Here is a 20,886-nt window from a genome sequence, read left to right on the forward strand (position 1 = left end):
GCGACGTGCTGTGATGAACCAGCAAATCCGCAATTCCCATGAGACCAGGCAAGGCATTGAGCCGCGCCTCGATCCCGAAGGCCTGTTCGACCTGCGCTACAGGGCGTTCCTGGAGACGGTCTCGCATCTGCGCGTCCGTCTCCACCGCTATTGCGCGCGCATGACCGGCTCGGCTCTCGACGGCGAGGACATCATGCAGGAGGCTTTGTTCGAGGCCTATCGCAAGATCGGTCTGCTAGACAATACCCAGGCGTTGCGGCCGTGGCTGTTCCGCATCGCCCATAATCGCTGCATCGACTTCATCCGCACCCGCCGCACGCGGCTCAAGGCCGAGGCAGGCTATGCAAGCGATGAGATCGTGCTGCCGGTCGAGCCCGCCGGCCCTGGCGCCGGCCGCGCCATCGAGCGACTGGTGATGCACCTGCCACCGAAGGAGCGCGCCTGTGTGTTGCTCAAGGATGTCTTCGACCATTCGCTCGACGAGATCGCCGACCTGGTCGGCTCGACATCTGGCGGCGTCAAATCGGCGCTCAATCGCGGCCGGGCCAAGCTCGCCGCTCTGCCGGCGCAACCGGTCGCGGCGCCTGCACATGACCCGGAACTGGAGCGGCTGCTTGGCCGCTATGTTGAACTCTTCAATGCCAGGGACTGGGACGGGGTGCGGGCGCTGACCAGCGCCGACGCCCGGCTGCGGGTCTCGGATTGCTACAATGGCCTGCTCTCCCGCTCGCCCTATTTTGTCGAATATGAGCGCGGCGAGCCATGGCGCATGCGGCCAGACGTGGTCGAAGGGCAGGCCGTGCTGGTCGTCGACAGGCTGCATGGCGGGGAATGGCGGCCGGCCTATCTCGTGCGCATTCATGCCGAGGGCGGCGTCATCGACCGCATCGCCGACTACTATGCGTGTCCGTGGATCCTGGAGATGGTCGCCGCCGATGGATGACCGGCGGCGTCCTATTTCACCAAGTTCGCGGCCGCCAGAATAATATCGGCCACTTCGCGCGGTTATTTGGCGAGGAAATCGGTGATGAGCTTGACCGTGGCGTCCGGGTTTTCTTCCATGATCCAATGGCCGGAGGCGGGCACGATGGCGCCGGTCACGTCCGACGCGACGAACCGCAAAGTGTCGGCCTGTGTCGTGCCTGCCGATTTCTCCGCGCCGACTGCCAGCACCGGCATGGCCAGTTTGCCGCCGGTGGCAAGCATCGCCTGGTTGTCGATAGCGTCCTGGTCGAATGCCTTGAACTGTTCGAAGGCGTCATGCATGGCATGCGGCCGCGCATAGAGTTTCGCATAGTGGACACGCGTCGCCTCGTCGATCTTCTTCGGATCGGCCGACAGTTCGTTGTAGAAGCGGTCGAGGTAGATGCGTTCGCGGCCCGCGACAAGCCGCTCCATGTCGGGCCGCGGAAGTTGAAGTGCCAGAGCAGCGGGCTTTGCTTGATCTTGTCCCAGTCGCCAATGCCCGGCAGCGGTGCGTCGATGACGACCCATTTCGTGATGCGCTTGGGATACTGCGCGGCCAGCGCATAGCCGACCATGTTGCCGATGTCGTGCGTCACCAGGTCGGCCTTCTCGATCTTCAGCGCGTCCATCACGCCGGCGATGTCGGCCGCCTGGTTCTTCTTGGTGTAACCGCCGTCCGGGTGCGCCGAAAGGCCCATGCCGCGCAGGTCCGGCACGATCACCGTGTGATCCTTCATCAGCTTTATCGCGGCCCGCGCCCACATGTCGCCGGTATCGGCGAAGCCGTGCAGCAGCACGACAGCCGGTCCCTGTCCGCCGACGCGCACATAAAGCTTGGTGCCGTTGGTCTCGATCGACTGCGTCTTGAAGCCGGTCGGAAACGGGGTCACGCGCGCGGAGGCCGGAGCGGCGAGTGACAACAGACCGAGCACGATGACCAAAGGACGAAACATGATGCACTACCCCGAGCTTTTATTCTGTCGCCGCCATATCGCGGTGTTTTCGACTATGGCACCATGCCCTTGATTTCGTTAGGCACCGGTCGCCTGATTGTGAATTCGGGAAAACCGAACAATGCTGAAGCTTGAATCCGCCGCCGCCTTTGTCGCCGTCGCGGAATCCGGTTCGATCACCGAAGCGGCCAGGCGCATGAACCTGTCCAAGTCCGTCATCAGCGAGCGGCTGTCGGAGCTTGAGCGCAGCCTCGGCGCAAGGCTGCTGGACCGCACCACCCGCAAGCTCTCCATCACCGCAGCGGGGCGCGGTTTTTACGAGCGCGCCAAGCGCATCATGCAGGAGGTGGCCGACGCCAGCGCCGAAATCGCCGAACATCGCGGCGACCTCGCTGGACCGCTCAGAATATCGGCGCCGACAAGTTTCGGCATCCTCCACCTCGGCCCGGCGCTGTATGGCTTCCTGGCCAGGCATCCGAGGATCGAACTGACGCTCGATGTCGACGACCGTTTCGTCAACGTGGCGGCCGATGGCTACGATGCCATTGTGCGTCACGGACCGGTCGTCGATGACGGACCAGTCATTGTCAGGAAGCTGGCTTCCAGCCGTCGCTTCCTGGTGGCTTCACCGGACTATATCGAGCGCTTCGGATTGCCTGCGACCACCGACGAGCTGAAACGCCACAAGGGCATCATCTATTCCATCCGGGGGGCCGCCGACTGGCGGTTCAAGATTTCGCGGCGGCTGGTGACGATCCGCCCGGAAGCCGCGCTGCGCGTCAACAATGGGATTTTGATGCGCGACGCAGCACTTGCCGGCCTCGGCCTGGCGCTGCTTCCCGCCTACTTCATCCGGACCGAGATCGCCGACAAGCGATTGACGGTCGTTGATGTCGGTGCCGAGCCTGAAGGGGCCACCCTCTATATCGCCTGTCCCGAGGACAGGCGCGGATCCGCCAAACTGCGCGCGCTCACCGCATGGCTGCGCGATGCCTTTGGCGATCCGCCCTATCGGGAGGCGTGAGCCGGCGCTCACTTGGCATCGTGAAAAATGATGCCGACCGTGTGGCGCATGCCTGAGCGCAAGCGGCTGACGCCGTGGCGCAGGTTGACGCGGTAATTGCCCTTGGTTCCCTGCACCGGCCGGTTGTGGACGGCGAAGGCCACCGCATCACCCTGGCGCAAGGGCACCACTTCGACCCGGCTCTGCATGCGCGGCCGCTGCTCGGTCAGCGCGAATTCGCCGCCGGTGAAATCCTCGCCCGGCTTGGAAAGCAGGATCGCCACCTGCAGGGGAAAGGCGAGATCGCCATAGAGGTCCTGGTGCAGGCAGTTGAAATCGCCAGGCACATATTGCAGCAACAGTGGCGTCGGCCTGACCTGGCCGGCGGCGTGGCACTGGTCGAGAAACTCGGCATGGGCTGGGGGGTAGCGCAGGGCGATGCCCATGCGCTCGTTCCAGCGGTTGGCGACCTCGGCCAGCCTGGGGTAGAGCGCGCTGCGCAGGCCGCCGAGCAGGTCCGGCAAGGGATAGCGGAAGTAGCGGTACTCGCCCTTGCCGAAACCATGCCTGGCCATGTGGATGTGACTGCGGAAGTGTTTTTCCTTGATGTAGAGGCCGGCGATCTGCCGGCACTCTTCGGGCGAGAGCAGCTTCTCCATCACGGCGCAGCCGAAGCCGTCGAGTTCGGCGGCAAGGGTTGGCCAATCGTAAGTGGCGATGCGCGTCTCGGCGGCTTCGACCACGGATGCGGCAACTTTGGCAGGGGCGTTCATATCTGGGCCTCCCGGTTCAGCAGCGCACGCTTGCGTTCGATGCCCCAGCGGTAGCCCGACAGCGTGCCGTCGGCGCGGACAACGCGGTGGCAGGGAATGCCGAGCGCAATGGCGTTGGCGGCACAGGCCGTCGCCACGGCGCGGGCGCCATTCGGTTGGCCAAGCCGCCGGGCAAGCGCGGTGTAGGTGATGGTGGCGCCGCAGGGGATGGTGCGCAGCACCTCCCAGACCCGTTGCTGGAACGGCGTGCCGTGGCGCATGTCGAGCGGCAGATCGAGGCCGGCGCCGGGCGTTTCGACGAAGCGGGCTATCGCGGCGAGATCGTCGCGCAAGGCGGTCTCGTCTTCGACCAGCACCTTGCCGGGGAAACGGTCGGCGAGGTCCTGCTCCAATATTTCGGCCTTGGAGCCGATCAGGATGGCGCAGACACCGATCGGGCTGCGCGCTGCCAGGATGGTGCCGATCGCGGACTGGGCGGTGGCGTAGGTGATGGTGTCGAGGGCGTTGTGCGCCGTCGTCATTTGAGTTTGCATGAGGTTCATTGCCTTCACTCCTTCTGTATGCCTGAACCCTAGCCAGGTGCCGGTTGGCGCTCACTCCGGTGCTTGCTTTCAAATTCAAATCGTCGCTTCCGAGGATGAAGGACGCCAAGGTAAGCACTCTACGGCGAGTTTGGTCAGGCGACACGCGTGACGGTGACTTCGCCGAACAGGAACACCTCGCCCGACAGCAGCCGCAGCTCAACCTCGCCAGTCGCCGCGCGGCTCCACTCGGCCTTGCCGGCATCGACTAGTTCGCCGATAGCGGCCAACACGCGTGACTTCGCGTCGATGGCTGCGCCGTTGGCGTTCTCGATCTTCGCACCGGCGACGGAAGGCCTTGCCATCGTGCGCATCGCCGGTCCTCGTCAGGCCGGCGAAGGCTGATTGGCCTTCGTCGACCCTTCGGCCTCACGGTCGAGCAGCGCGCGCTTGCGCTCGGCGCCCCAGGCGTAGCCGGACAGCGCGCCGTCCTTGCGGATCACGCGGTGGCATGGAATGGCGACGGCGAGACTGTTGGCGGCGCAGGCGGCGGCGATGGCGCGGATTGCCCTAGGCGTGCCGATGCGCTCGGCGATCGCGGCATAGGAAACCGTGCCGCCGACCGGGACGTCGCGCAGGGCCTGCCAGACGCGCTGCTGGAAGGCGGTGCCGCGCACGTCGAGCGGCAGGTCGAGACCGAGCTGTGGGGCCTCGACAAAGCCGACGACGCGGGCGACCAGCGCCTCGTAGTCGCTATCGTTGCCGATCAGTCGCGCCTTGGGGAAACGGTCCTGCAGGTCGCGCACCAGGGTGTCCGGATCGTCGCCGAGCAGGATCGAGGCGACGCCCTTGCGGCTCGACGCGACCAGTATGGCGCCAAGCGAGGTCTCGCCGACGGCAAAGCGTATGTCCTCGTTGGCGCCGCCGGCACGGTAGCGCGTCGGCGTCATGCCGAGCATGCCGGTCGATTTCTCGTAGAAACGCCCGCTCGAATTGAAGCCGGCATCGTAGATCGCCACTGTGACGCTGGCGCCGTCTTCGAGACCCTGGCGGACCTTTGCGGCGCGGTTTGCCGCGGCATAATCCTTCGGCGTCAGCCCGGTGATCGCCTTGAAGACGCGGTGGAAATAGCCGGCGCTGCGGCCGGCGGCATCAGCCAGTTCGGCGAGCGAGGGTTCTTCCTCGCTCTGCTCGATCCTGCGGCAGGCATCGGCGACCATCGCGGCATTGCCGGCCTCGAGCGAGGGACCATCCGGGTTGCAGCGCCGGCAGGCGCGAAAGCCGGTTGCCTTCGCCTGAGCCAGCGTGTCGTGCAGCTGCACATTGGCGGGGTTGGCGCGCCGCGACGGGCAGGAGGGCCGGCAGTAGACGCCGGTCGTCGCCACCGAATACCAGAATTGCCCGTCCGCCGATTTGTCGCGCGCGACGATGCGCGCCCAGCGCGGGTCGTCAGGGACCAGCAGCGGCGTGGATTTCAGGTCTTTGGCCAGGGTGATGAACATGCCGCATTGAAGCCGCCGAAAGCCGGCCGCGCCACCCGTTTCCTGCCAACTGTCAGGAGGCCCAAGCCGGGTGCGGCTGAGCCGTGAGGGAGACGCAGCGTGCTTGCCACGCATTTTCCCAACATGGGAAATTCCTCTTGTTCCCAATTTGGGAACTTGCTACATCTGGTCATGCAAATAATCGCCAAGAAAGCGCTGAAGGATTTTTGGGCCAAACACAATCAGGCCGAAGCTCCCTTGACGGCCTGGTATGTGGCTGTCGGCAATGCTGATTGGAGAACCCCGACCGACATCAAAGCTGCCTTTGGAGCGACCGTCGATTTCGTGGGCGACAATCGCGTCATTTTCGACATTGGCGGCAACAAGTACCGCTTGATTGTCCACGTCGCCTACAAATTTCACCGGGTCCTGATCAAATTCGTCGGGACACACAAAGAGTATGACAAGATTGATCCGGAGAAGGTGTGATGGAAAACATTCGACCCATTAAGACCGAAGCCGACTACGATTGGGCGATTGCCGAAATCACCAAATATTTCGAGAATGAGCCGGAGGTCGGCTCTCTCGACGGTGACCGCTTCGATGTTCTCGCAACTCTGATCGAGGCTTATGAGGACAAGCACTACCCGATTGAAACACCCGATCCCGTTGAAGCCATTCAGTCGCACATGCAACTGTTCAACCTGTCGCGAAGTGCTCTGGCCGAGGTGATCGGATCATCGCCCCGGGCAACCGAGGTGCTGAACAGAAAGCGCGCCCTTACACTGGATATGGTCTTCAAACTGAACAAGGAATGGAACATTCCCGCCAGATCCTTGTGCAACCCTATCACCTTGCAGGTGATAGGGGCCGAAAGCGCGCCTAAGCCGTCAGAGTTCGTCGGCATGAACCGGTTCTCCTATGCCGCGCGCTTGGGCTCCACCGCGAACGGGCTAAGCCCGAGCCAGGTCTGCATCTTCTTGCCGATAGTCTGGTCGCCGGTCAGGGAAACCTTTGCGCCGGCCTTCTCGACGGTCAGCAACCCATCCAGATCGCCGTCATCGTGTGCAGGTCTGTCGAGACGTAGAGGTCGACGTCGAAGCCCGGATCGTACCAGCACAGGTCGACCTCGCCGTGCTTTTCGACGATCAGCCACCACGAGCGCTTGGAAGCCGGCAGCTCCTGATACAGAAATTGTATCACCGTGCGTCCTTCGGGGAGCGGCGAGGGGTTCAGATTGCGCCGCATGTCCCACATCAGCAGCGACGGATCGAGGTTCTTCAGCGACAGCCGGGACTCGACCCATTTCTGCCCCCAGAACTCCATCGCCTCGACGACCGGGCGCAGATCGCGGCCGGCCTCGGTCAGCCGATAATCGAAGATCCCTTTCTCGCCAGGCACCTCCTTGCGCTCGACGATCCCCGCCAGCTCGAGCTCCTTCAGCCGTTGCGACAGAAGGGTTGGCGACATCTTTGGCACGCCGCGGCGCAGGTCGTTGAAGCGGGTCGAGCCCGCCACCAATTCGCGCATCAGCACCATCGTCCAGCGGGTGCACAGCACCTCGGCGGCCATCGATAGGGGGCAGAACTGCTTGTATCCGTGCTGGCTCATGATTGGCGTTCCTCCCTCGAAGCTGGGTCGAACATTAGGCCTTCATGAATGAAGCGGCCAGTACGGAAACTGTACCACCCCAGTACAGATCGCGGACTGGTTGGCGAGGGTCCCGCCATGCGAGCCCTTTGGCCGGTTGCACGGGATACCCCTGTGCGCCGCAACCAGGAGACGACCATGACTGCCTACGTTATCGCGGACATCAAGATGAACGACCCGAAATGGGTGCCGGCCTACGCCGCCTCGGTGCACGACATCGTCCACAAGCATGGCGGCAAATATCTGTCGCGCAGCGGCAATGTGAAGACGCTTGAAGGCAAGCCGCTCGATACCACGCTGATCGCCCTGATGGCGTTCCCGTCGGAAGCGGCGGCGCGCGCCTTCACCAACGATCCGGCCTATGCGCCTTTCGTTTCGGCGCGTCAGGGCGGCAGCGACAGCCGTTTCCAGCTGATCGACGACACCGATCTGGCCGGAACGATCCCGTATCTGCCGAAGGGATGATCCTTCCCGGCAGTCGTCACATCGATTTCGGGATCTCCAAGCAGCAACAGCCACAGCGCTTGCCTGCCGGGCCTCCGTATTTCCGGCGGCCGGCCAGCTGTGCTTTTTCAAGAAGAATGGAATGGATATGAAATCAAATCTCCGCAACAGGCTCGTCATGGCGGGGGCCATGCTGGCCGTCTGCGCCACCGTCGCACAGGCGCATCAGGAAGCGGCTGAAACCGTGTCCGGCCCCAATCCGCTGGCGGACAAGGTGCGGGCCGCCAACAGCCGGTTTCTCGACGTCAAGGCGGCGACAGAAGAGGGCTATGCGCCCATTCCCTGCGCCAGCGGCATCACCGGCGGCGCCATGGGCATCCACTACGTCAACGGCCAGTACCTGAAGGACGACAAGATCGACATCGCCCGTCCCGAGGCCGTGATGTACGAACCGATGGCCGACGGCCGGCTTAAGCTGGTGGCGGTCGAATACATTACCTCGAAGGGGCCGGCGTCGCTGGACGGACAGCTGTTCAACTTCAACAGCGCGCCCAACCGCTACGGCCTGGGTGAATTTTACGAACTGCATGTCTGGGCCTGGAAGGGCAACCCGACCGGCACCTTCGCCGACATGAACCCGAAAGTGTCGTGCGAACACGCGATGGCGCCGAGCCAGTAACCGGCAAGGCCAGGCGGCGCCAATGCCGCCTGGCTCTCCCAAAGGGCAATGGAGGGACGGTCTGCCCCCGGCTTCAGCCTGGTCCGGTCATTGCGACGCCGGTTCGGGCAGCGGCAGTCCTATCACGGTGGTGTCGCGGCTCGCCTGCGGCAGAACGAAACGGCCCGTCAGGTACCAGAGCACGGACACGACAAGGATCGAAAGGTAGCCGTCAACGGCATAGTGCCAGCCGGTGTAGACCGAGCCGAACAGGATGAGTGCTGCAAAGGACCAGCCGGCGACAGCCCAGCGGCGGCCGAAACCGCTCAGGAAGAACGCGTTGAGCGTAGCGAAGGCGACATGCATGCTTGGCATGGCGGAGATACCGCCGCCCAGTTCGGGGCGGCCGCTTGCGTAGGCTGTGAGCAGATAGCTGGCATAGGTGTGGACCGGCGCGGCGTAGTCGTTCTGCGCTAGCGCGTCCTGCAATGCGGCAAACCGATCGCCGCCGTAGAACTGGTCATGAAATATCGGGCCGGCGGATGACAGCGCCATGGCCAGGACGGTGCCGCACAGGATCGTGGTCAGCGCCAACGTCCAGAGGTAACGCAAACGCCCTGCCGGGTTGTTCCAGAAGGCGACGAACAGCAAAGTGCCGAACCATTGCACGTGCCAGGCATATCCGTAGCCGATGAAAATGACGGCCGAGATGGGTTCGGGAATGACGCTGTGCGCCCATATCCAGGGATCGGCGCCATGCAGCCCAAGATCAAGCTCCGCCAGCATGCGGTCGGCATAGAACGGAACGATCTCCGGGATGGCGATCTTGAAGGTGGTGAAGGCGGTGATGCCGAGAAAGAACAGAAGGATCACCGGTGCGGCGCCCAGCCAGCGCTGCCTGAGCATATCAAGCATGAACCGTGTCGGGCTATGCCTGGCAAATGTCAGCGCCAACAGGCCGAGGCCGGCGACAAGGAGCGTGGGCAGGAAGAAGATGAAGGGCTGGGCGTAGGATTGCGCCAGGTGCAGATAGCGGCTCGGCTGCAGGCAAAGCGCGGCCAGGGCATAAGCCAGGCACAGGGCAGTCAGCAGCCAGCCGCTCCTGGTCGCCGCGATGTCCAGGTCAAAAACGGCAAGCGAGCGGCTTTCGCCGTCCCGCTGCCCGGTATGCGCACTCATCGAGGAAAACCCGCTAGCCGCCCAAAGCCTTACTGAGAGTACTTTGAGGATTAAGTATTACGATTCAGTTTCACTTTTAAATTGATAAAATCTCCAAATATTAGATGTGAATAATTCTTCCCTTTTCATCAAGGATCCGTTGACGACGATGTCGTCGTCAAGTGCATGAGTATTGATGACGGCGGAGTCGCGCTTCCAACTGCCCCGATAGGTTGCCGGGCTTCGGCCGCGGTCGAAGGGGGCCATCGCCTGAGCGGCGATGGCCCTGCAAAATCAGGCGGCCTTGATCAGGCCGAGCTGGGTCAGCGCCGCGACGCCGTCGTCGAGACCGATCTCCTCGACGATGCGGCCGTCGATCACCTTCAGCACGGTGGTGCCGGTGAAGCGCATGGCGCGGCCGGTGGCGGCGGGAAGCGAACCGGCGAGGAAATCGCCGAAGGCCGGGCCGGTATGCGTGCCGCCGCCCTCCCACTGGCCGACGACATAATCGCCCTCGGCAATAAGATCGGCCGTGGCCCAGAAGTTGAGATCCGGGAAGGCGGCGCGGAAGTCGGTCATGAAGGACTTGATGTCGTCGCGGCCCCGGCGCGGCTCATGCAGTGAATATTTGAGCAGCATGTCGGGCGCGGCGATGTCGTCGACGACGGACAGATCGCAGGTTTCACCCCAGAAGTCGGTGAACCATCTGACGACGACGGCCTTGTTGTCTTCCTGTTTGGTCATTGGGAGCATCCTTTTGTGTTTGGCGGGGGGCATCGGTGTCGCCGATGACCTGAGCCATCCCTAGGACGATCGGGGATGCGCAAAACTCCGGTTCTTGCCGGCCAATCGAAAGACGGGGAGGGTGCCAACCCTACGGCTCAAGAGGCAATAAACAGACTGGTTGGATTGTTTTTGCCATGATTCAGGTCTATCTGACCGACGCGGAGAGCGGTTCGCCGTTTCCGTGAAACGGTGAACTGCTCTAGGCGATGGGCAGCGATCTTCGCTGACCTGCTAGTCTTCGGTCTTGCCGGCCTTGGCGCGCGCGGCCGCGTCGGTCATTTCGCGCGGGGTCGGCTTGCCGGCAGACTTTCCGCCTTTGGCGATTTCGGCGATCTCGCGGCGGAGCTCCTCGGCGCGCTGGATCTGCGCCGGCGTATTGCCGGCGCTGGGGGGCTGGTCGGTTGTTCCTGGTTTCTTCGCCATCTCGGGCAACTCCTTTGCAATGGCCGGGACCCGAGCAACCGAGGCGGATCACTTGGGCCTTTTCGTCACCGCGGCGGCCGTTTTCGTCACCACCGCGATCGTCGCGCGAAGGTCCGCGGCGTGGTTGGCAAAGGCCATGTCGGGCTTGCGCGCCGCCATAGCCGCCTTGCCCGGCGGCTTGGCGCCTCGACGTTGCGCCTCTGCCTGCTTGGTTTGCGTCAGCCGGTCGATCGCCTGCCGCAGATTGCCGTTGCCGACCTTCAAGTTCTGCAGCGCTCCATCAGCGGCCTTTGTACCCCCGAACCAGGTGCGTTGCCACCATTGTCGCGACGACGGATCGTACCAGCTGAGATAGCCGCCCTTCAGCACCTGCCTCGGCTCCTTTATCGCACCGGTATAGCTGTAGCGGACACCGGCAGAGGCCACCGGGTCGAGATAGTGCGGCGTGTAGAAGTCGGACACCGTGATGCCGTTCACTGTGTAGGCGAACTGCTCCGCCTCGCAGGGATCGCAGACCTCGACCAGGAACTTGACGCGGCCTTGGGTGGCGACCGGAGACTGCCCGGCCACCAGTCGCCGGCCAAAGGGATCGCCCAGCATTTCGAGGAGTTCATGGCTTGCCGTCAGGTGCCAGCCCTCTGAAAACTGGACCAGCGAAAAAGGCTGCCCATGTTGGTCCTCATGGTAGCCGGCCGCATTGGGATCGCCGATATCGTCCTTGATGATGATCGGCCAGTAGTCGAGCGGCATGTCTTCAAGCTTCTCAAATGCCGAGACGTCGGCCTGAATTCCCCATATCGGACCAAAATCCCGCGTCACCTGCTTCTGCAGGGCGCCCGCGACCGCAACCAATTCCGAATTCGTGATGCTGGAATCGTCCGAAACCAGCGCGACATGTCTTGTCAACATGGCAATGCCTCTCCCAGGTTAGTTTCGTTCAAATGATCCGAGGTAACTTCGAGATGGATTGCTGTTCGCAAGCAAACACATCTCGCACCAGCCCGGCCAACCGCGCCAAGCTGGGTCATGCTCGCCTCTGTCCAAGGTGTGCTTGGTGATTTCCCCGCCAGCAGTTTTGTTTCGCACTTTGAGTTGCTCTGCTGGCCCGGTGAAAATAGACCTGACAGCTACTTTTTTCAACTAAAGAAAACTTTACTTAGGCACGTGGCCGTACCGCTCTTTTCTAACACCCAAACGAACCCATCAAGTGGCTGCCGGGGCAGGATGATTTTGATGTGCGTAACCGCAGAGCGTTCCGCTTCGAAGGCAAATATTATGGGTCTGCGGATTGTCTCAGGGTATCAAGATTGCTTTTACGAAAACTTGACACGCAGAATCTTGATTTGCGATTGCTGACGATCGGTGGGGCGAGTTCCGGCAATCGAGCGCCTGCTTTCGGGAGAGGCATGACGAGCAGCATGTGTCGCTGCGCAGGGACCGGCTACCGGCCGTTTTCCGCTCGGGATGATCTTTAGCCGCGTCAGCCGTCTGTCACGCGATCGGTAACGGTTTCTTCTCTGGTTTTGCCGCAGATTGCCCGCGGGTGGAGCAGGCGAAAACAGACGATGGCACGTCGGGCAAGAAAAGTCGCAATGGAGCGTTCTGGGCAAGGCCTTGGAGCGCGCCCATCTTGGCGTCTGGGACTGGGATCTTCGCACCGGCGACTGCTTCTATTCGGCGACCTGGGCGCGAATGCTGGGCTATGAGGAAGATGAACTCGCCAACACCAGCGACCTTTGGCTGCAGCTCACCCATCCCGACGACCGCGAGCGGGCGCTGGCCAGCGGCGACCGCCACATTGCCGGGCTGACCGATGCCATCGAAACCGAACTGCGGCTGAAGCACAAGCAGGGCCACTGGGTGTGGGTGCTTGACCGCGGCGGCATTGTCGAGCGCGGCGCGGACGGGCAGCCGCTCAGGCTGATGGGCGTGCAGACCGACATTTCGAAGCAGAAGGCGGCCGAAGCCGCGCTCGAACAGGTCACGATGCGCTTCCGCCTGGCGCTCGCCGCCAGCGGCACCGGCATCTGGCACTACGACATCGCCACCCACAAGAGCTATTGGGACGCCCGCACCAGGGAGATGTTCGGCCTCGTCGCCGATACCGACGAGGTGCCGGCCGATCTGTGGCACAGTTTTCTGCACCCCGAGGACAAGGAAGCCACCGAGCGCGCCCACCAGCCGGCACCCGGCTCGAACGGCGTTACCGCCTCGCAATACCGCATCATCAAGCGCGACGGCGAAATCCGCCACATCGAATCGCTGGTGCGCTACGTCGCCGCCGCGGGGGCTGCCGGCCAGATCCTCGGCACGGTGCGCGACATCACCGAGGACAAGCTGCGCGAACAGGAGCTTGCCTTCGCCGCCCGTCACGACGCGTTGACCGGTCTGTGGAACCGCACGGCCTTCGACAGGCTGCTTGCCGACCATATCGCCACGGGCGTGCCGCTGGCGGTGTTCTATGTCGATCTCGACTACTTCAAGGCGCTCAACGACTTCGCCGGCCATGCCGCCGGCGATCTGGCGCTGAAGAGCGTGGCGGCCGGCATCGGCCGCTGCCTGCCGCCATCGGCGCATGCGGCGCGGCTCGGCGGCGACGAGTTTGCCCTTTTGGTGCCGCATTGCGACGCCGCGCAGGCCGAGCGGCTGGCCGGCGCCATACTGGCGGCCGTGCGCGGCGCCGATCTCGGCCTTGCCGCGACCGCGCGCCGGCTCGCGGCAAGCATCGGCATCGCCATCGTCAACGACCGGGCCACCACGGTGGCCGACGCGCTGGCCTGCGCCGATGACGCCTGCTACGCGGCCAAGGCCGCCGGACGCGACCGCTTCGCGATGTTTTCGGCCGAGGCCAATTCCGGCGGCCTCAACGCGGCGCGGCTCGCCGCCGACACCGTCGACGCCATGGAGGACGGCCGGCTGAAGCTGTTCGGCCAGGAGATCCACCGGCTGGGTCGCCCCTGGCAGGAAAGCCGCCATGTCGAGGTGCTGGCGCGGCTTGCCGGGCGCAGCGGCACGCTGATCCCGCCCAGCGAATTCATCCCGGCGGCGGAGCGCTTCGGCATTGCCGCCCGGCTCGATCGCTGGATCATCCGCACCGCGCTGTCGCGGCATGGCGCGGCGATGAAGTCCGGCGCGATCACGCTCGGCTTCAACCTGTCGGCGCAGACGCTGAGCGATCCGGGACTGTGGGAGTTCGTCGACAGCATCATCGAGCAAACCGGGGCGCCGCATTCCTGTATCGGCTTCGAAATCACCGAAACCGCTGCCGTCACCAATTTCGACGCCGCCGAGACATTCGTACGCAAGGCGCGCGAGCGGCGTTGCCGGGTCAGCCTCGACGATTTCGGCGCCGGCATGAGCTCGTTCGAATATCTCAGGCGCTTTCCGGTCGATGCCATCAAGATCGATGGTTCCTTCATCGAGCACATCGCCGAGAGCCGCTTCGACCGCGAAATTGTGTTGGCCATCACCAGCATCGCCCGCAGCCTCGGTTGCGACGTGGTGGGCGAGAAGATCGAACGCCAGGACACGCTGGCCATGCTCAGCGATATGGGCGTCGATTTGGGCCAGGGTTTTCTGCTGCACCGGCCCGAACCGCTGGAGCAGATCGTGGCGCGCGCAACCGGGTCGGCAAGCGCGGCACCGGCCCGCAGAGCATCATAATCAGACCGGGTGCCGCGCCGTCGCTTGCGGAAAGTCCAGCACCCCGGCCTCGGGCCGCCTGTATTGTGCCTCCGCCACCATTTCGATCAGCAGGTCGAGGGCCTCGCATGCCGCGCGGCTCGTCTCGTCACTGCCGCGCAGGTAGTGATAGGCGCGTTCAAGATGGATACGGGCGGCTGAAAAATCGCTGGTCAAGGGTCCCTCCATGATCCCGCCCTAATGTATCTTGGCGGGCCTGGCGGAACGCGGGGTAAATATCCACAGGCAGGTTTTATTCAAATGCCGTCGAAGCCGCCGAACGAAGGCATGGCAGGTCAATCTGTCGACAAGGCAAGATCCCTGCTTGTCCAACCGTGCCCGAATGACGCGTCCTTGCGATTTTCGGCCGGGAGCCGCAGGTCGAATATTATTGGAAGGAAAATTTCCAGGGCTACTTGAATGTGACGTGGATATAGAATTACTGTCAGTACAGTAATCGAAGAATTCTTGCTGCGTTCAAACCACTGCAGGTGGCACATGAGCAATGCCGTCGAATTCGATCCCGGTCCGCCCGCGGCTTTTGCCCAGCACTTCGCCAGCGTGCCCGACTACGCCCCCTTCAAGAACTTCTTCTGGTATGATTGGGGGCCGGTCTTCTATCGGGGCAGGCTGGACGGGTCGGCGCGGGTGCTGTGCATCGCATCCGATCCCGGGGCGACCGAGAGGGTGGCGCTGAGGACATTGGTCGGCGATGCCGGCCAGCGGGTCCAGGGCTTTCTCGCCAAGCTCGGACTGGTCCGGTCCTATCTCTGCCTCAATGCCTTCGCCTATGCGCTGATCCCCAGCCAGAGCGCCGGCGGTGACGATGTCCTTGACGAGCCGGCGCACCTTGCGTGGCGCAACGCGCTGTTCGACATGGCGAAGGGGCCGCAAGTGCAGGCGGTCATCGCTTTCGGCGCGCAGGCCCAGCGCGCTGTCGCCAAATGGCCTGGCAAGGCTGGAACCCAGGTGTTCAAGCTTCCCCATCCCAGCAGCCACGATCCGCAAGTTCTTGCGAACGACTGGCGGGCGGCGGTCGTCACGCTGCGCGGCATCGTCACCGCCGACGCCGGCGGCAATGCCACCGGGGCGAACTATGGCGCGCAACTGGTCGAGGCCGACTATGCGGTGATCCCGCGACGTGACCTGCCGTTCGGGGTTCCCGCCTTCATGGGCGACGACCGCTGGCTGCGGGCGATGGCGCCGCCGCAGTTCGCCAGCGTCAGCCGGCCTCAGCCCGACGACCGGCATACGCTGATCTGGAAGGCGCCGAAGTCGAATTAAGGTATGTTGAGATTCAGGTGATGCCGGCCTGCAAACGATGGCTTTCTGCGCTTCCGGTGCTCACGGACCCGAATGTCCGCTCCGCTCCGGTTCTCGAAAACCACCATTTTCGGCTCGGCCTGACCTGAATCTCAACACACCTTAGACCGATTGAGAAATTGAATCGCCGAACAGGTCTAACCATATGTTTTTGTGGGGTTTTGACCTTTCCTGACGAATTGCGCCGTGGCGCGATCTGCCGGCGTTAGCCCGGTATTGCGCCTTCATCCGGGTTTGAAGAACAGGGGGGTTCCATGCAAGCCAGCAAACGTGCCTATCGCGGACGTGTCGTGCAGATGGACGCGGCATTCACCGTGCTTGCCGACGCTATCATCTGGATCGAGGCCAACCGCATCATCGGCGTGACGGACGCCTCGGTCGCGCCGCCACCGGGCTTCGAACATCTGTCGCCGGTCGTGACCGGCGGCACGTTCTTTCCTGGCCTGATCGAGCTTCACAATCATCTCGCCTACGACATACTGAAACTGTGGGCGGTGCCGAAGCTCTACAAGAACCGGGGTGCATGGCAAGGCAAGCCCGAATACCAGGCGCTGGTCACAGAGCCGATGAAGGTGCTGGGCAAGGCGCCGGGCATCGCGCCGGCGATCGCGCGGTTCACCGAGGCAAAGTGCCTGGCCGGCGGCACGACCACCTCGCAAGGGCTGACCCTGTTCAGCGCCGCCGGCATCAAGCGCAAATATCGCGGCCTGGTACGCAATGTCGAGGAGAGCCTTGACGCCAACCTGCCGATGCGCAGGCGCAGATCCCCGATTTCGCGGCCGACAAGAAGGACATTTTCCTCAACTATCTGAAGACGCACAAATGCATGCTGCTGCATCTCAGCGAGGGAATCGACGCCAGCGCCCGCAAGCATTTCCTCGATCTCAAGATCGGGCCGGACGAATGGGCGATAGCGCCGTCCCTGACCGGCATTCACTGTAACGCCCTCAAACGCGAGGATTTCGACCGGCTGGCACAGGCCGGCGCCGGCATGGTGTGGTCGCCGCTGTCCAACCTGATGCTCTACGGCCAGACCGCCGACATCGCGGCGGCAAAGGCCGCGGGGCTGCGTATCGGCATCGGCTCTGACTGGTCGCCGACCGGCAGCAAGAACCTGCTGCACGAGATGAAAGTGGTCTGGCAATACAGCCAGGCCAATGGCGGGCTCTTCAGCCAGCGCGACATCGTCGCCATGGCGACGATCAACGCGGCGGGTCTGTTGCGCTGGGATCGCTATCTCGGCTCGATCGAGGCCGGGAAATATGCCGACCTGATGCTGGTGCGGGGCAATGGCGGCGACCCTTATGCCAGCCTCTTCGCGGCTGACGAGACCAAGATCGACCTTGTCGTCATCGACGGTGTCCCGCGCTACGCCACATCGGGACTGGCGGCGGGGTTTTCAGCCACCGCCGAGGAGATTTCCTTCGCCGGCGAAAGACGCCTGATCAATCTCGACGACGCTTCGGCGGACGAGGCGGTTGCCGGGCTCGGGCTGGCGAAAGCGCAAGCACTGCTTGCGGAGGCCATGGGCAATCTGGCTGGGGCCGCCGAGCGCGCCATCGCGTTCGAACGCATGTCGCCGACCTTGCGGGCGCAGGCCATGCCCCGCCAGGCGCAGTGGACGCTCGTTCTCGACCAGGACGAGCCGCACGACCTTAATCTTCGGCCGCGCTTCAGCGACGAGGCGCACATGCCGTCGCTGGTCCGCCTGTCGGCTGCTGCGAAGCCGCTCGCGGCGATTGCGCCGGCGACGCTGAAACCGCAGAAGCTCGATCCGCTGACGGTCGCCGGCGATCCCGACTATTATCCCTCGCTGCAGGCGCAGATGAACATTCCGGCGGCGATCAAGCAGGGCCTGCACGGCTGATCCCTGTCAGCAGTCTCGAGGTCCGGCTCTTTGCCGCGCGACATGGTGAGGGTAGGGTTGGATTTTGAGGGTGGCACCCGATGATCGTCCAGGCCTGCATCAATGGCGCGCGTCCGCGTGATTTCCACCCGAAGCTGCCGCTCGATGCGCAGGCCATGGCCAGCGATGCCGCGGCTTGCGTCGCCGCTGGCGCGGCTGAACTGCATATCCATCCGCGCGGCGCCGACGGGCGCGAAAGCCTGGCCGCCGTCGACGCGACGGTGCTGGTGGTGCGCCGGGCCTGTCCGGGTACGCTGGTCGGCGTGTCGACCGGCGCCTGGATCGAGGATGATGTTGCGCGGACCCGCGCGGCGATCGCCGGCTGGCGCGAGCTGCCCGACTATGCCTCGGTCAATCTGTCGGAGCCCGATGCACCCGCCGTGATGGAGCTGTTGCGCCAGCGCGGCGTCGGCATCGAGGCCGGGCTCGCCACGATAGCCGACGCCGAGCGGTTCGTTAGCCTTGCCGATCACAGCCAAGTGCTGCGCATCCTCATCGAGATCGACATCCAGGATTTGTCTGCAGCGCTTGACGAGGCGCACGGCATCGCCGCCGTGCTCGAACGCGCCGAAGTGCAGCGGCCGATCCTGTTGCACGGCGTCGACGCCACGGTCTGGCCATTGGTTCAGCTGGCGCACCAAAAACGCTGGTCGACGCGGGTCGGACTGGAAGACGGCAAGACGCTGGCCGATGGAACGGTGGCCAAGGACAATGCGGAAATCGTTGCGGCGGCGGTCGCGATTTTCCGCTCCGCGTAGGCCGACTGAATGGCTCAGTCCTGCCCGCCGGCGGGTGCTGTCCATGTGCGAAGGATGTGCTTCTGGATTTTGCCGGATGCGGTGCGCGGCAGCGCGTCGGCGAGCAGGAACTCTTTCGGCACCTTGTAGCGGGCGATGCGGGCGCCGCAATGGCTTGCCAGATCGGCCGGATCGACGACGCATCCGGGTTTGACCACGACGAAAGCGCGCCCGACTTCTCCCCAGCGCGCGTCGGCGATGCCGATCACGGCGGCTTCGGCGACGCCGGGGTGGTCGAGCAGCACGGTTTCGATTTCAACGGGATAGACGTTCTCGCCACCGGAGATGAACATGTCCTTGCGGCGGTCAACGAGGGTGACAAAACCTTCCTCATCGCGCCGCGCGATATCGCCGGTGCGCAACCAGCCATCGGCGGTGAAGGCGCGGGCCGTCTCTTCAGGCCGGTTCCAGTAGCCTGATGTGATCGAGGGACCGGACAGCCATATCTCGCCTGCTTCGCCGGCGGCGACGTCGCGGCCATCGTCGTCGACAATGCGCAGGCCGATCGTCGGCGCCGGCAGGCCGGACGAGCCTGCCTTGGCTGCGATTCGGTCTGCGTCGAGCGGCATGCAAAGCACGGTTCCGGCTTCGGTCATGCCGAAGCCGTCGGCCATGCGCACGCCCTGCGCCAGCCACCAGCTGATTTCGGCGGCCGGGTTCGGCGCGCCGCCGGTGAAGATCGCGGTCAGGGTGGTCCAGCGCGAAGGCGCGCAATCCGGATGGTCGCGCAGCATCCTGGCCATCTGCGGCACGCAGAAATAATGGGTGACGCCAAGCGCCGGATCGGCGAGGCGACGGTTGGTGGTAGCGGCGTCGAAGCCGGGCGAGATCAGCACCGTGCCACCCTGCAGCAGTGGCGGGCGCAGGCTGGTGACGAGGCCGATGACATGAAACATCGGCGCGTCGCAGAGGAAGATGCTTGCGTTGCCGACCCGGCCCAGCACGCCGAAATTGACTGCCGTGGCGAAGGCGTTGCGCTCGGTGACGATGACGCCCTTTGGCCGGCCCGACGTGCCCGACGTATAGAGGATGATCGAGGGCGCATCGTCGGCGGGCAGGGGACGGCGCGGCGCCGGCGTCTGTGCCTCCACCGTTCTCGCGAAGGCAGCGACTTCGACAGGCTTGCAACCCTTGGGCAACGCCGTCTGCGGGACGGCGTCATGCAAAAGCAGCAGTGGATCGCAATCGGCCAGGATCACCTGCTGCTCCACACGGGCGAGCCGCCAGTTGAGCGGCACGAAGATGGCACCAAGCCGCATCGCTGCCTGTTGCAGAATCAGAAGGTCGGCGCTGTTGCGGGCAAGCGTGGCGATCCGTTGCCCCTGTTCGACGCCGTAGCCGGTTTCGAGGACGCCGACGGTGCGCTGGATGGCCTCGTCAAGCGCGGCATAGGTCCAGCGCCGGCCGGAGGCCAGGTCGACGCAAGCAACACGGTCCGGCTGCGTCCTGGCGTGCAGGGCCACGGGATCGGGCGTTGTCCAGGCGGGCATGCGCATCTCCTCCCAGATTGCGTCGGTGGCTTATCGCGTCATCTGGCCTTGTCGTAGGCGCCTAGACCCGGCTTGTAGCTCTTTTCGTCGATGAACTGGCGGATGCCTTCCTTGCGGCCCTCATTGTCGTGGGAGTTCGCCGCCTCCTGCGCCCTCACAAGATAGTCTTCGGCATTGTCGTAGGTCATTTCGGCGACGCGTCGGATGGCGTCCTTGGTTGCCTTCAACGCAATCGGGTTCTTCTTCAAGAGGATGTTGGCAACCTCTGTGACCCGCGCCTTCAAGTGCGCCAGCGGCAGGCTTTCATTGACCAGCTTCCAGGCGGCGGCCTTCCTGCCGTCGATGAGTTCGCCGGTCAGCGCGTGGTACATGGCATCGCGCATAGACAGGAGGTCGACCACCACCTTGGTGGCGCCGCCGCCGGGCAGGATGCCCCAGTTGATCTCGGACAAAGCGAACTGCGCCTCGTCGGCGGCAAAGGCAAGATCGCAGGCGAAGAGCGGGCCATAGCCGCCGCCAAAGCACCAGCCATTGACCATGGCGATGGTCGGCTTGCCGTACCAGCGCAGGCGCCGCCACCAGCCATAGGCTTCCGCTTGCGCCTTGCGGACGGCGCCGAGACCCTTGGCTTCGGTCTCGCGGAAATACTCCTTGAGGTCCATGCCGGCCGACCAGGCGCTGCCTTCGCCCGACAGCACGAGCACGCCGACATCGCCACGGAACTCGAGCTCGTCGAGAACCTCCATCATGCGCCGGTTGAGCGCCGGGTTCATGCAATTGCGCTTGTCCGGCCGGTTGAAGCGCACCCAGGCGATGCCGTTCTCGACATCGAAGGCAACGGTCTCATCGGTCATGGTCGGTGTCCTCCCGTTC

At 63.9% G+C, this 20,886-nt stretch carries 20 protein-coding genes and 4 pseudogenes; 11 read left to right on the forward strand and 13 right to left on the reverse strand.

Features of this window, described 5'->3' with window-relative positions; genetic code table 11:
- The first annotated feature begins 13 nt into the window (after positions 1-13).
- Entirely contained in the window at positions 14-943 is a 930-nt protein-coding gene (locus tag AC0V8S_RS16175; RefSeq protein WP_475438335.1) for a sigma-70 family RNA polymerase sigma factor, read from the forward strand.
- A gap of 62 nt (positions 944-1,005) precedes the next feature.
- Here AC0V8S_RS16175 and AC0V8S_RS16180 read toward each other — a convergent pair.
- Positions 1,006-1,919 (reverse strand): annotated as a pseudogene (locus AC0V8S_RS16180) (alpha/beta fold hydrolase).
- Between the two features lie 121 nt (positions 1,920-2,040).
- Between AC0V8S_RS16180 and AC0V8S_RS16185 the strand changes: the two are divergent.
- Positions 2,041-2,943: a LysR family transcriptional regulator gene (locus tag AC0V8S_RS16185; protein ID WP_475438336.1), complete on the forward strand. Its 903-nt coding sequence runs from the start codon at positions 2,041-2,043 to the stop codon at positions 2,941-2,943.
- 8 nt (positions 2,944-2,951) lie between these two features.
- Here the strand turns inward: AC0V8S_RS16185 and AC0V8S_RS16190 are convergent, their stop codons facing one another.
- From AC0V8S_RS16190 to ada, 4 genes are all read right to left on the reverse strand, one after another.
- Positions 2,952-3,695, reverse strand: a complete 744-nt coding sequence (locus AC0V8S_RS16190) for a 2OG-Fe(II) oxygenase (RefSeq protein WP_475438337.1) — start codon at positions 3,693-3,695, stop codon at positions 2,952-2,954.
- Entirely contained in the window at positions 3,692-4,237 is a 546-nt protein-coding gene (locus AC0V8S_RS16195) for a methylated-DNA--[protein]-cysteine S-methyltransferase (protein WP_475438338.1), read from the reverse strand. The genes AC0V8S_RS16190 and AC0V8S_RS16195 overlap by 4 nt, the downstream gene beginning before the upstream one ends.
- A gap of 134 nt (positions 4,238-4,371) precedes the next feature.
- On the reverse strand, positions 4,372-4,581 hold the full coding sequence (locus AC0V8S_RS16200; protein ID WP_475438339.1) for a hypothetical protein: 210 nt from the start codon (positions 4,579-4,581) through the stop codon (positions 4,372-4,374).
- A 21-nt stretch (positions 4,582-4,602) separates the two neighbouring features.
- The gene (gene ada / locus AC0V8S_RS16205) at positions 4,603-5,718 is read right to left on the reverse strand and encodes a bifunctional DNA-binding transcriptional regulator/O6-methylguanine-DNA methyltransferase Ada (protein ID WP_475438340.1); all 1,116 of its coding nucleotides are present in this window, start codon (positions 5,716-5,718) and stop codon (positions 4,603-4,605) included.
- A gap of 171 nt (positions 5,719-5,889) precedes the next feature.
- Between ada and AC0V8S_RS16210 the strand changes: the two genes are divergently transcribed.
- Together AC0V8S_RS16210 and AC0V8S_RS16215 are read left to right on the forward strand one after the other, a co-directional pair.
- A complete protein-coding gene (locus AC0V8S_RS16210; RefSeq protein WP_475438636.1) occupies positions 5,890-6,186 on the forward strand; it encodes a type II toxin-antitoxin system HigB family toxin in 297 nt (98 codons plus the stop codon).
- Positions 6,186-6,583, forward strand: a pseudogene (locus AC0V8S_RS16215) (helix-turn-helix domain-containing protein). Before AC0V8S_RS16210 ends, AC0V8S_RS16215 begins: the two are co-directional and overlap by 1 nt.
- Positions 6,584-6,616: 33 nt before the next feature.
- Here the strand turns inward: AC0V8S_RS16215 and AC0V8S_RS16220 are convergent.
- Positions 6,617-7,308: pseudogene (locus AC0V8S_RS16220) on the reverse strand (winged helix-turn-helix transcriptional regulator).
- A gap of 177 nt (positions 7,309-7,485) precedes the next feature.
- On the opposite strand from AC0V8S_RS16220, the gene AC0V8S_RS16225 reads away from it, so the two are divergent.
- Together AC0V8S_RS16225 and AC0V8S_RS16230 are read left to right on the forward strand one after the other, a co-directional pair.
- Positions 7,486-7,812 carry a DUF1330 domain-containing protein gene (locus AC0V8S_RS16225; protein WP_027046421.1) on the forward strand — a complete coding sequence of 109 codons (327 nt, stop codon included), beginning with the start codon at positions 7,486-7,488 and terminating at the stop codon, positions 7,810-7,812.
- Between the two features lie 121 nt (positions 7,813-7,933).
- A complete protein-coding gene (locus tag AC0V8S_RS16230) occupies positions 7,934-8,470 on the forward strand; it encodes a hypothetical protein (protein WP_475438341.1) in 537 nt (178 codons plus the stop codon).
- Between the two features lie 87 nt (positions 8,471-8,557).
- Here AC0V8S_RS16230 and AC0V8S_RS16235 read toward each other — a convergent pair whose 3' ends face one another.
- From AC0V8S_RS16235 to AC0V8S_RS16250, 4 genes are all read right to left on the reverse strand, one after another.
- Positions 8,558-9,628, reverse strand: a complete 1,071-nt coding sequence (locus AC0V8S_RS16235; RefSeq protein ID WP_475438342.1) for a phosphatase PAP2 family protein — start codon at positions 9,626-9,628, stop codon at positions 8,558-8,560.
- 273 nt (positions 9,629-9,901) lie between these two features.
- Positions 9,902-10,351 (reverse strand): ester cyclase, encoded by a 450-nt coding sequence (locus tag AC0V8S_RS16240; RefSeq protein ID WP_475438343.1) that lies wholly within the window; start codon positions 10,349-10,351, stop codon positions 9,902-9,904.
- Positions 10,352-10,624: 273 nt separating this feature from the next.
- The gene (locus AC0V8S_RS16245) at positions 10,625-10,816 is read right to left on the reverse strand and encodes a hypothetical protein (protein WP_475438344.1); all 192 of its coding nucleotides are present in this window, start codon (positions 10,814-10,816) and stop codon (positions 10,625-10,627) included.
- A gap of 48 nt (positions 10,817-10,864) precedes the next feature.
- Positions 10,865-11,725, reverse strand: a complete 861-nt coding sequence (locus AC0V8S_RS16250; RefSeq protein ID WP_475438345.1) for a hypothetical protein — start codon at positions 11,723-11,725, stop codon at positions 10,865-10,867.
- A gap of 634 nt (positions 11,726-12,359) precedes the next feature.
- Here AC0V8S_RS16250 and AC0V8S_RS16255 point away from each other — a divergent pair.
- A pseudogene (locus AC0V8S_RS16255) lies at positions 12,360-14,479 on the forward strand (EAL domain-containing protein).
- Here the strand turns inward: AC0V8S_RS16255 and AC0V8S_RS16260 are convergent.
- The gene (locus AC0V8S_RS16260) at positions 14,480-14,674 is read right to left on the reverse strand and encodes a hypothetical protein (RefSeq protein WP_475438346.1); all 195 of its coding nucleotides are present in this window, start codon (positions 14,672-14,674) and stop codon (positions 14,480-14,482) included.
- A 321-nt stretch (positions 14,675-14,995) separates the two neighbouring features.
- Between AC0V8S_RS16260 and AC0V8S_RS16265 the strand changes: the two genes are divergently transcribed.
- The 4 genes from AC0V8S_RS16265 to AC0V8S_RS16280 all read left to right on the forward strand — a co-directional run bounded on the left by AC0V8S_RS16265 (position 14,996) and on the right by AC0V8S_RS16280 (position 18,484).
- The gene (locus AC0V8S_RS16265) at positions 14,996-15,781 is read left to right on the forward strand and encodes a uracil-DNA glycosylase family protein (protein ID WP_475438347.1); all 786 of its coding nucleotides are present in this window, start codon (positions 14,996-14,998) and stop codon (positions 15,779-15,781) included.
- Between the two features lie 293 nt (positions 15,782-16,074).
- Positions 16,075-16,632 (forward strand): hypothetical protein, encoded by a 558-nt coding sequence (locus AC0V8S_RS16270; RefSeq protein ID WP_475438348.1) that lies wholly within the window; start codon positions 16,075-16,077, stop codon positions 16,630-16,632.
- Between the two features lie 14 nt (positions 16,633-16,646).
- On the forward strand, positions 16,647-17,687 hold the full coding sequence (locus AC0V8S_RS16275) for an amidohydrolase family protein (protein ID WP_475438349.1): 1,041 nt from the start codon (positions 16,647-16,649) through the stop codon (positions 17,685-17,687).
- A gap of 80 nt (positions 17,688-17,767) precedes the next feature.
- Positions 17,768-18,484 carry a 3-keto-5-aminohexanoate cleavage protein gene (locus tag AC0V8S_RS16280; protein ID WP_475438350.1) on the forward strand — a complete coding sequence of 239 codons (717 nt, stop codon included), beginning with the start codon at positions 17,768-17,770 and terminating at the stop codon, positions 18,482-18,484.
- 14 nt (positions 18,485-18,498) lie between these two features.
- Here the strand turns inward: AC0V8S_RS16280 and AC0V8S_RS16285 are convergent, their stop codons facing one another.
- Together AC0V8S_RS16285 and AC0V8S_RS16290 are read right to left on the reverse strand one after the other, a co-directional pair.
- Positions 18,499-20,019: an AMP-binding protein gene (locus AC0V8S_RS16285; protein WP_475438351.1), complete on the reverse strand. Its 1,521-nt coding sequence runs from the start codon at positions 20,017-20,019 to the stop codon at positions 18,499-18,501.
- Between the two features lie 32 nt (positions 20,020-20,051).
- Positions 20,052-20,867 (reverse strand): p-hydroxycinnamoyl CoA hydratase/lyase, encoded by an 816-nt coding sequence (locus tag AC0V8S_RS16290; RefSeq protein ID WP_475438352.1) that lies wholly within the window; start codon positions 20,865-20,867, stop codon positions 20,052-20,054.
- Positions 20,868-20,886: the final 19 nt, after the last annotated feature.

Source organism: Mesorhizobium oxytropidicola, assembly GCF_056174625.1.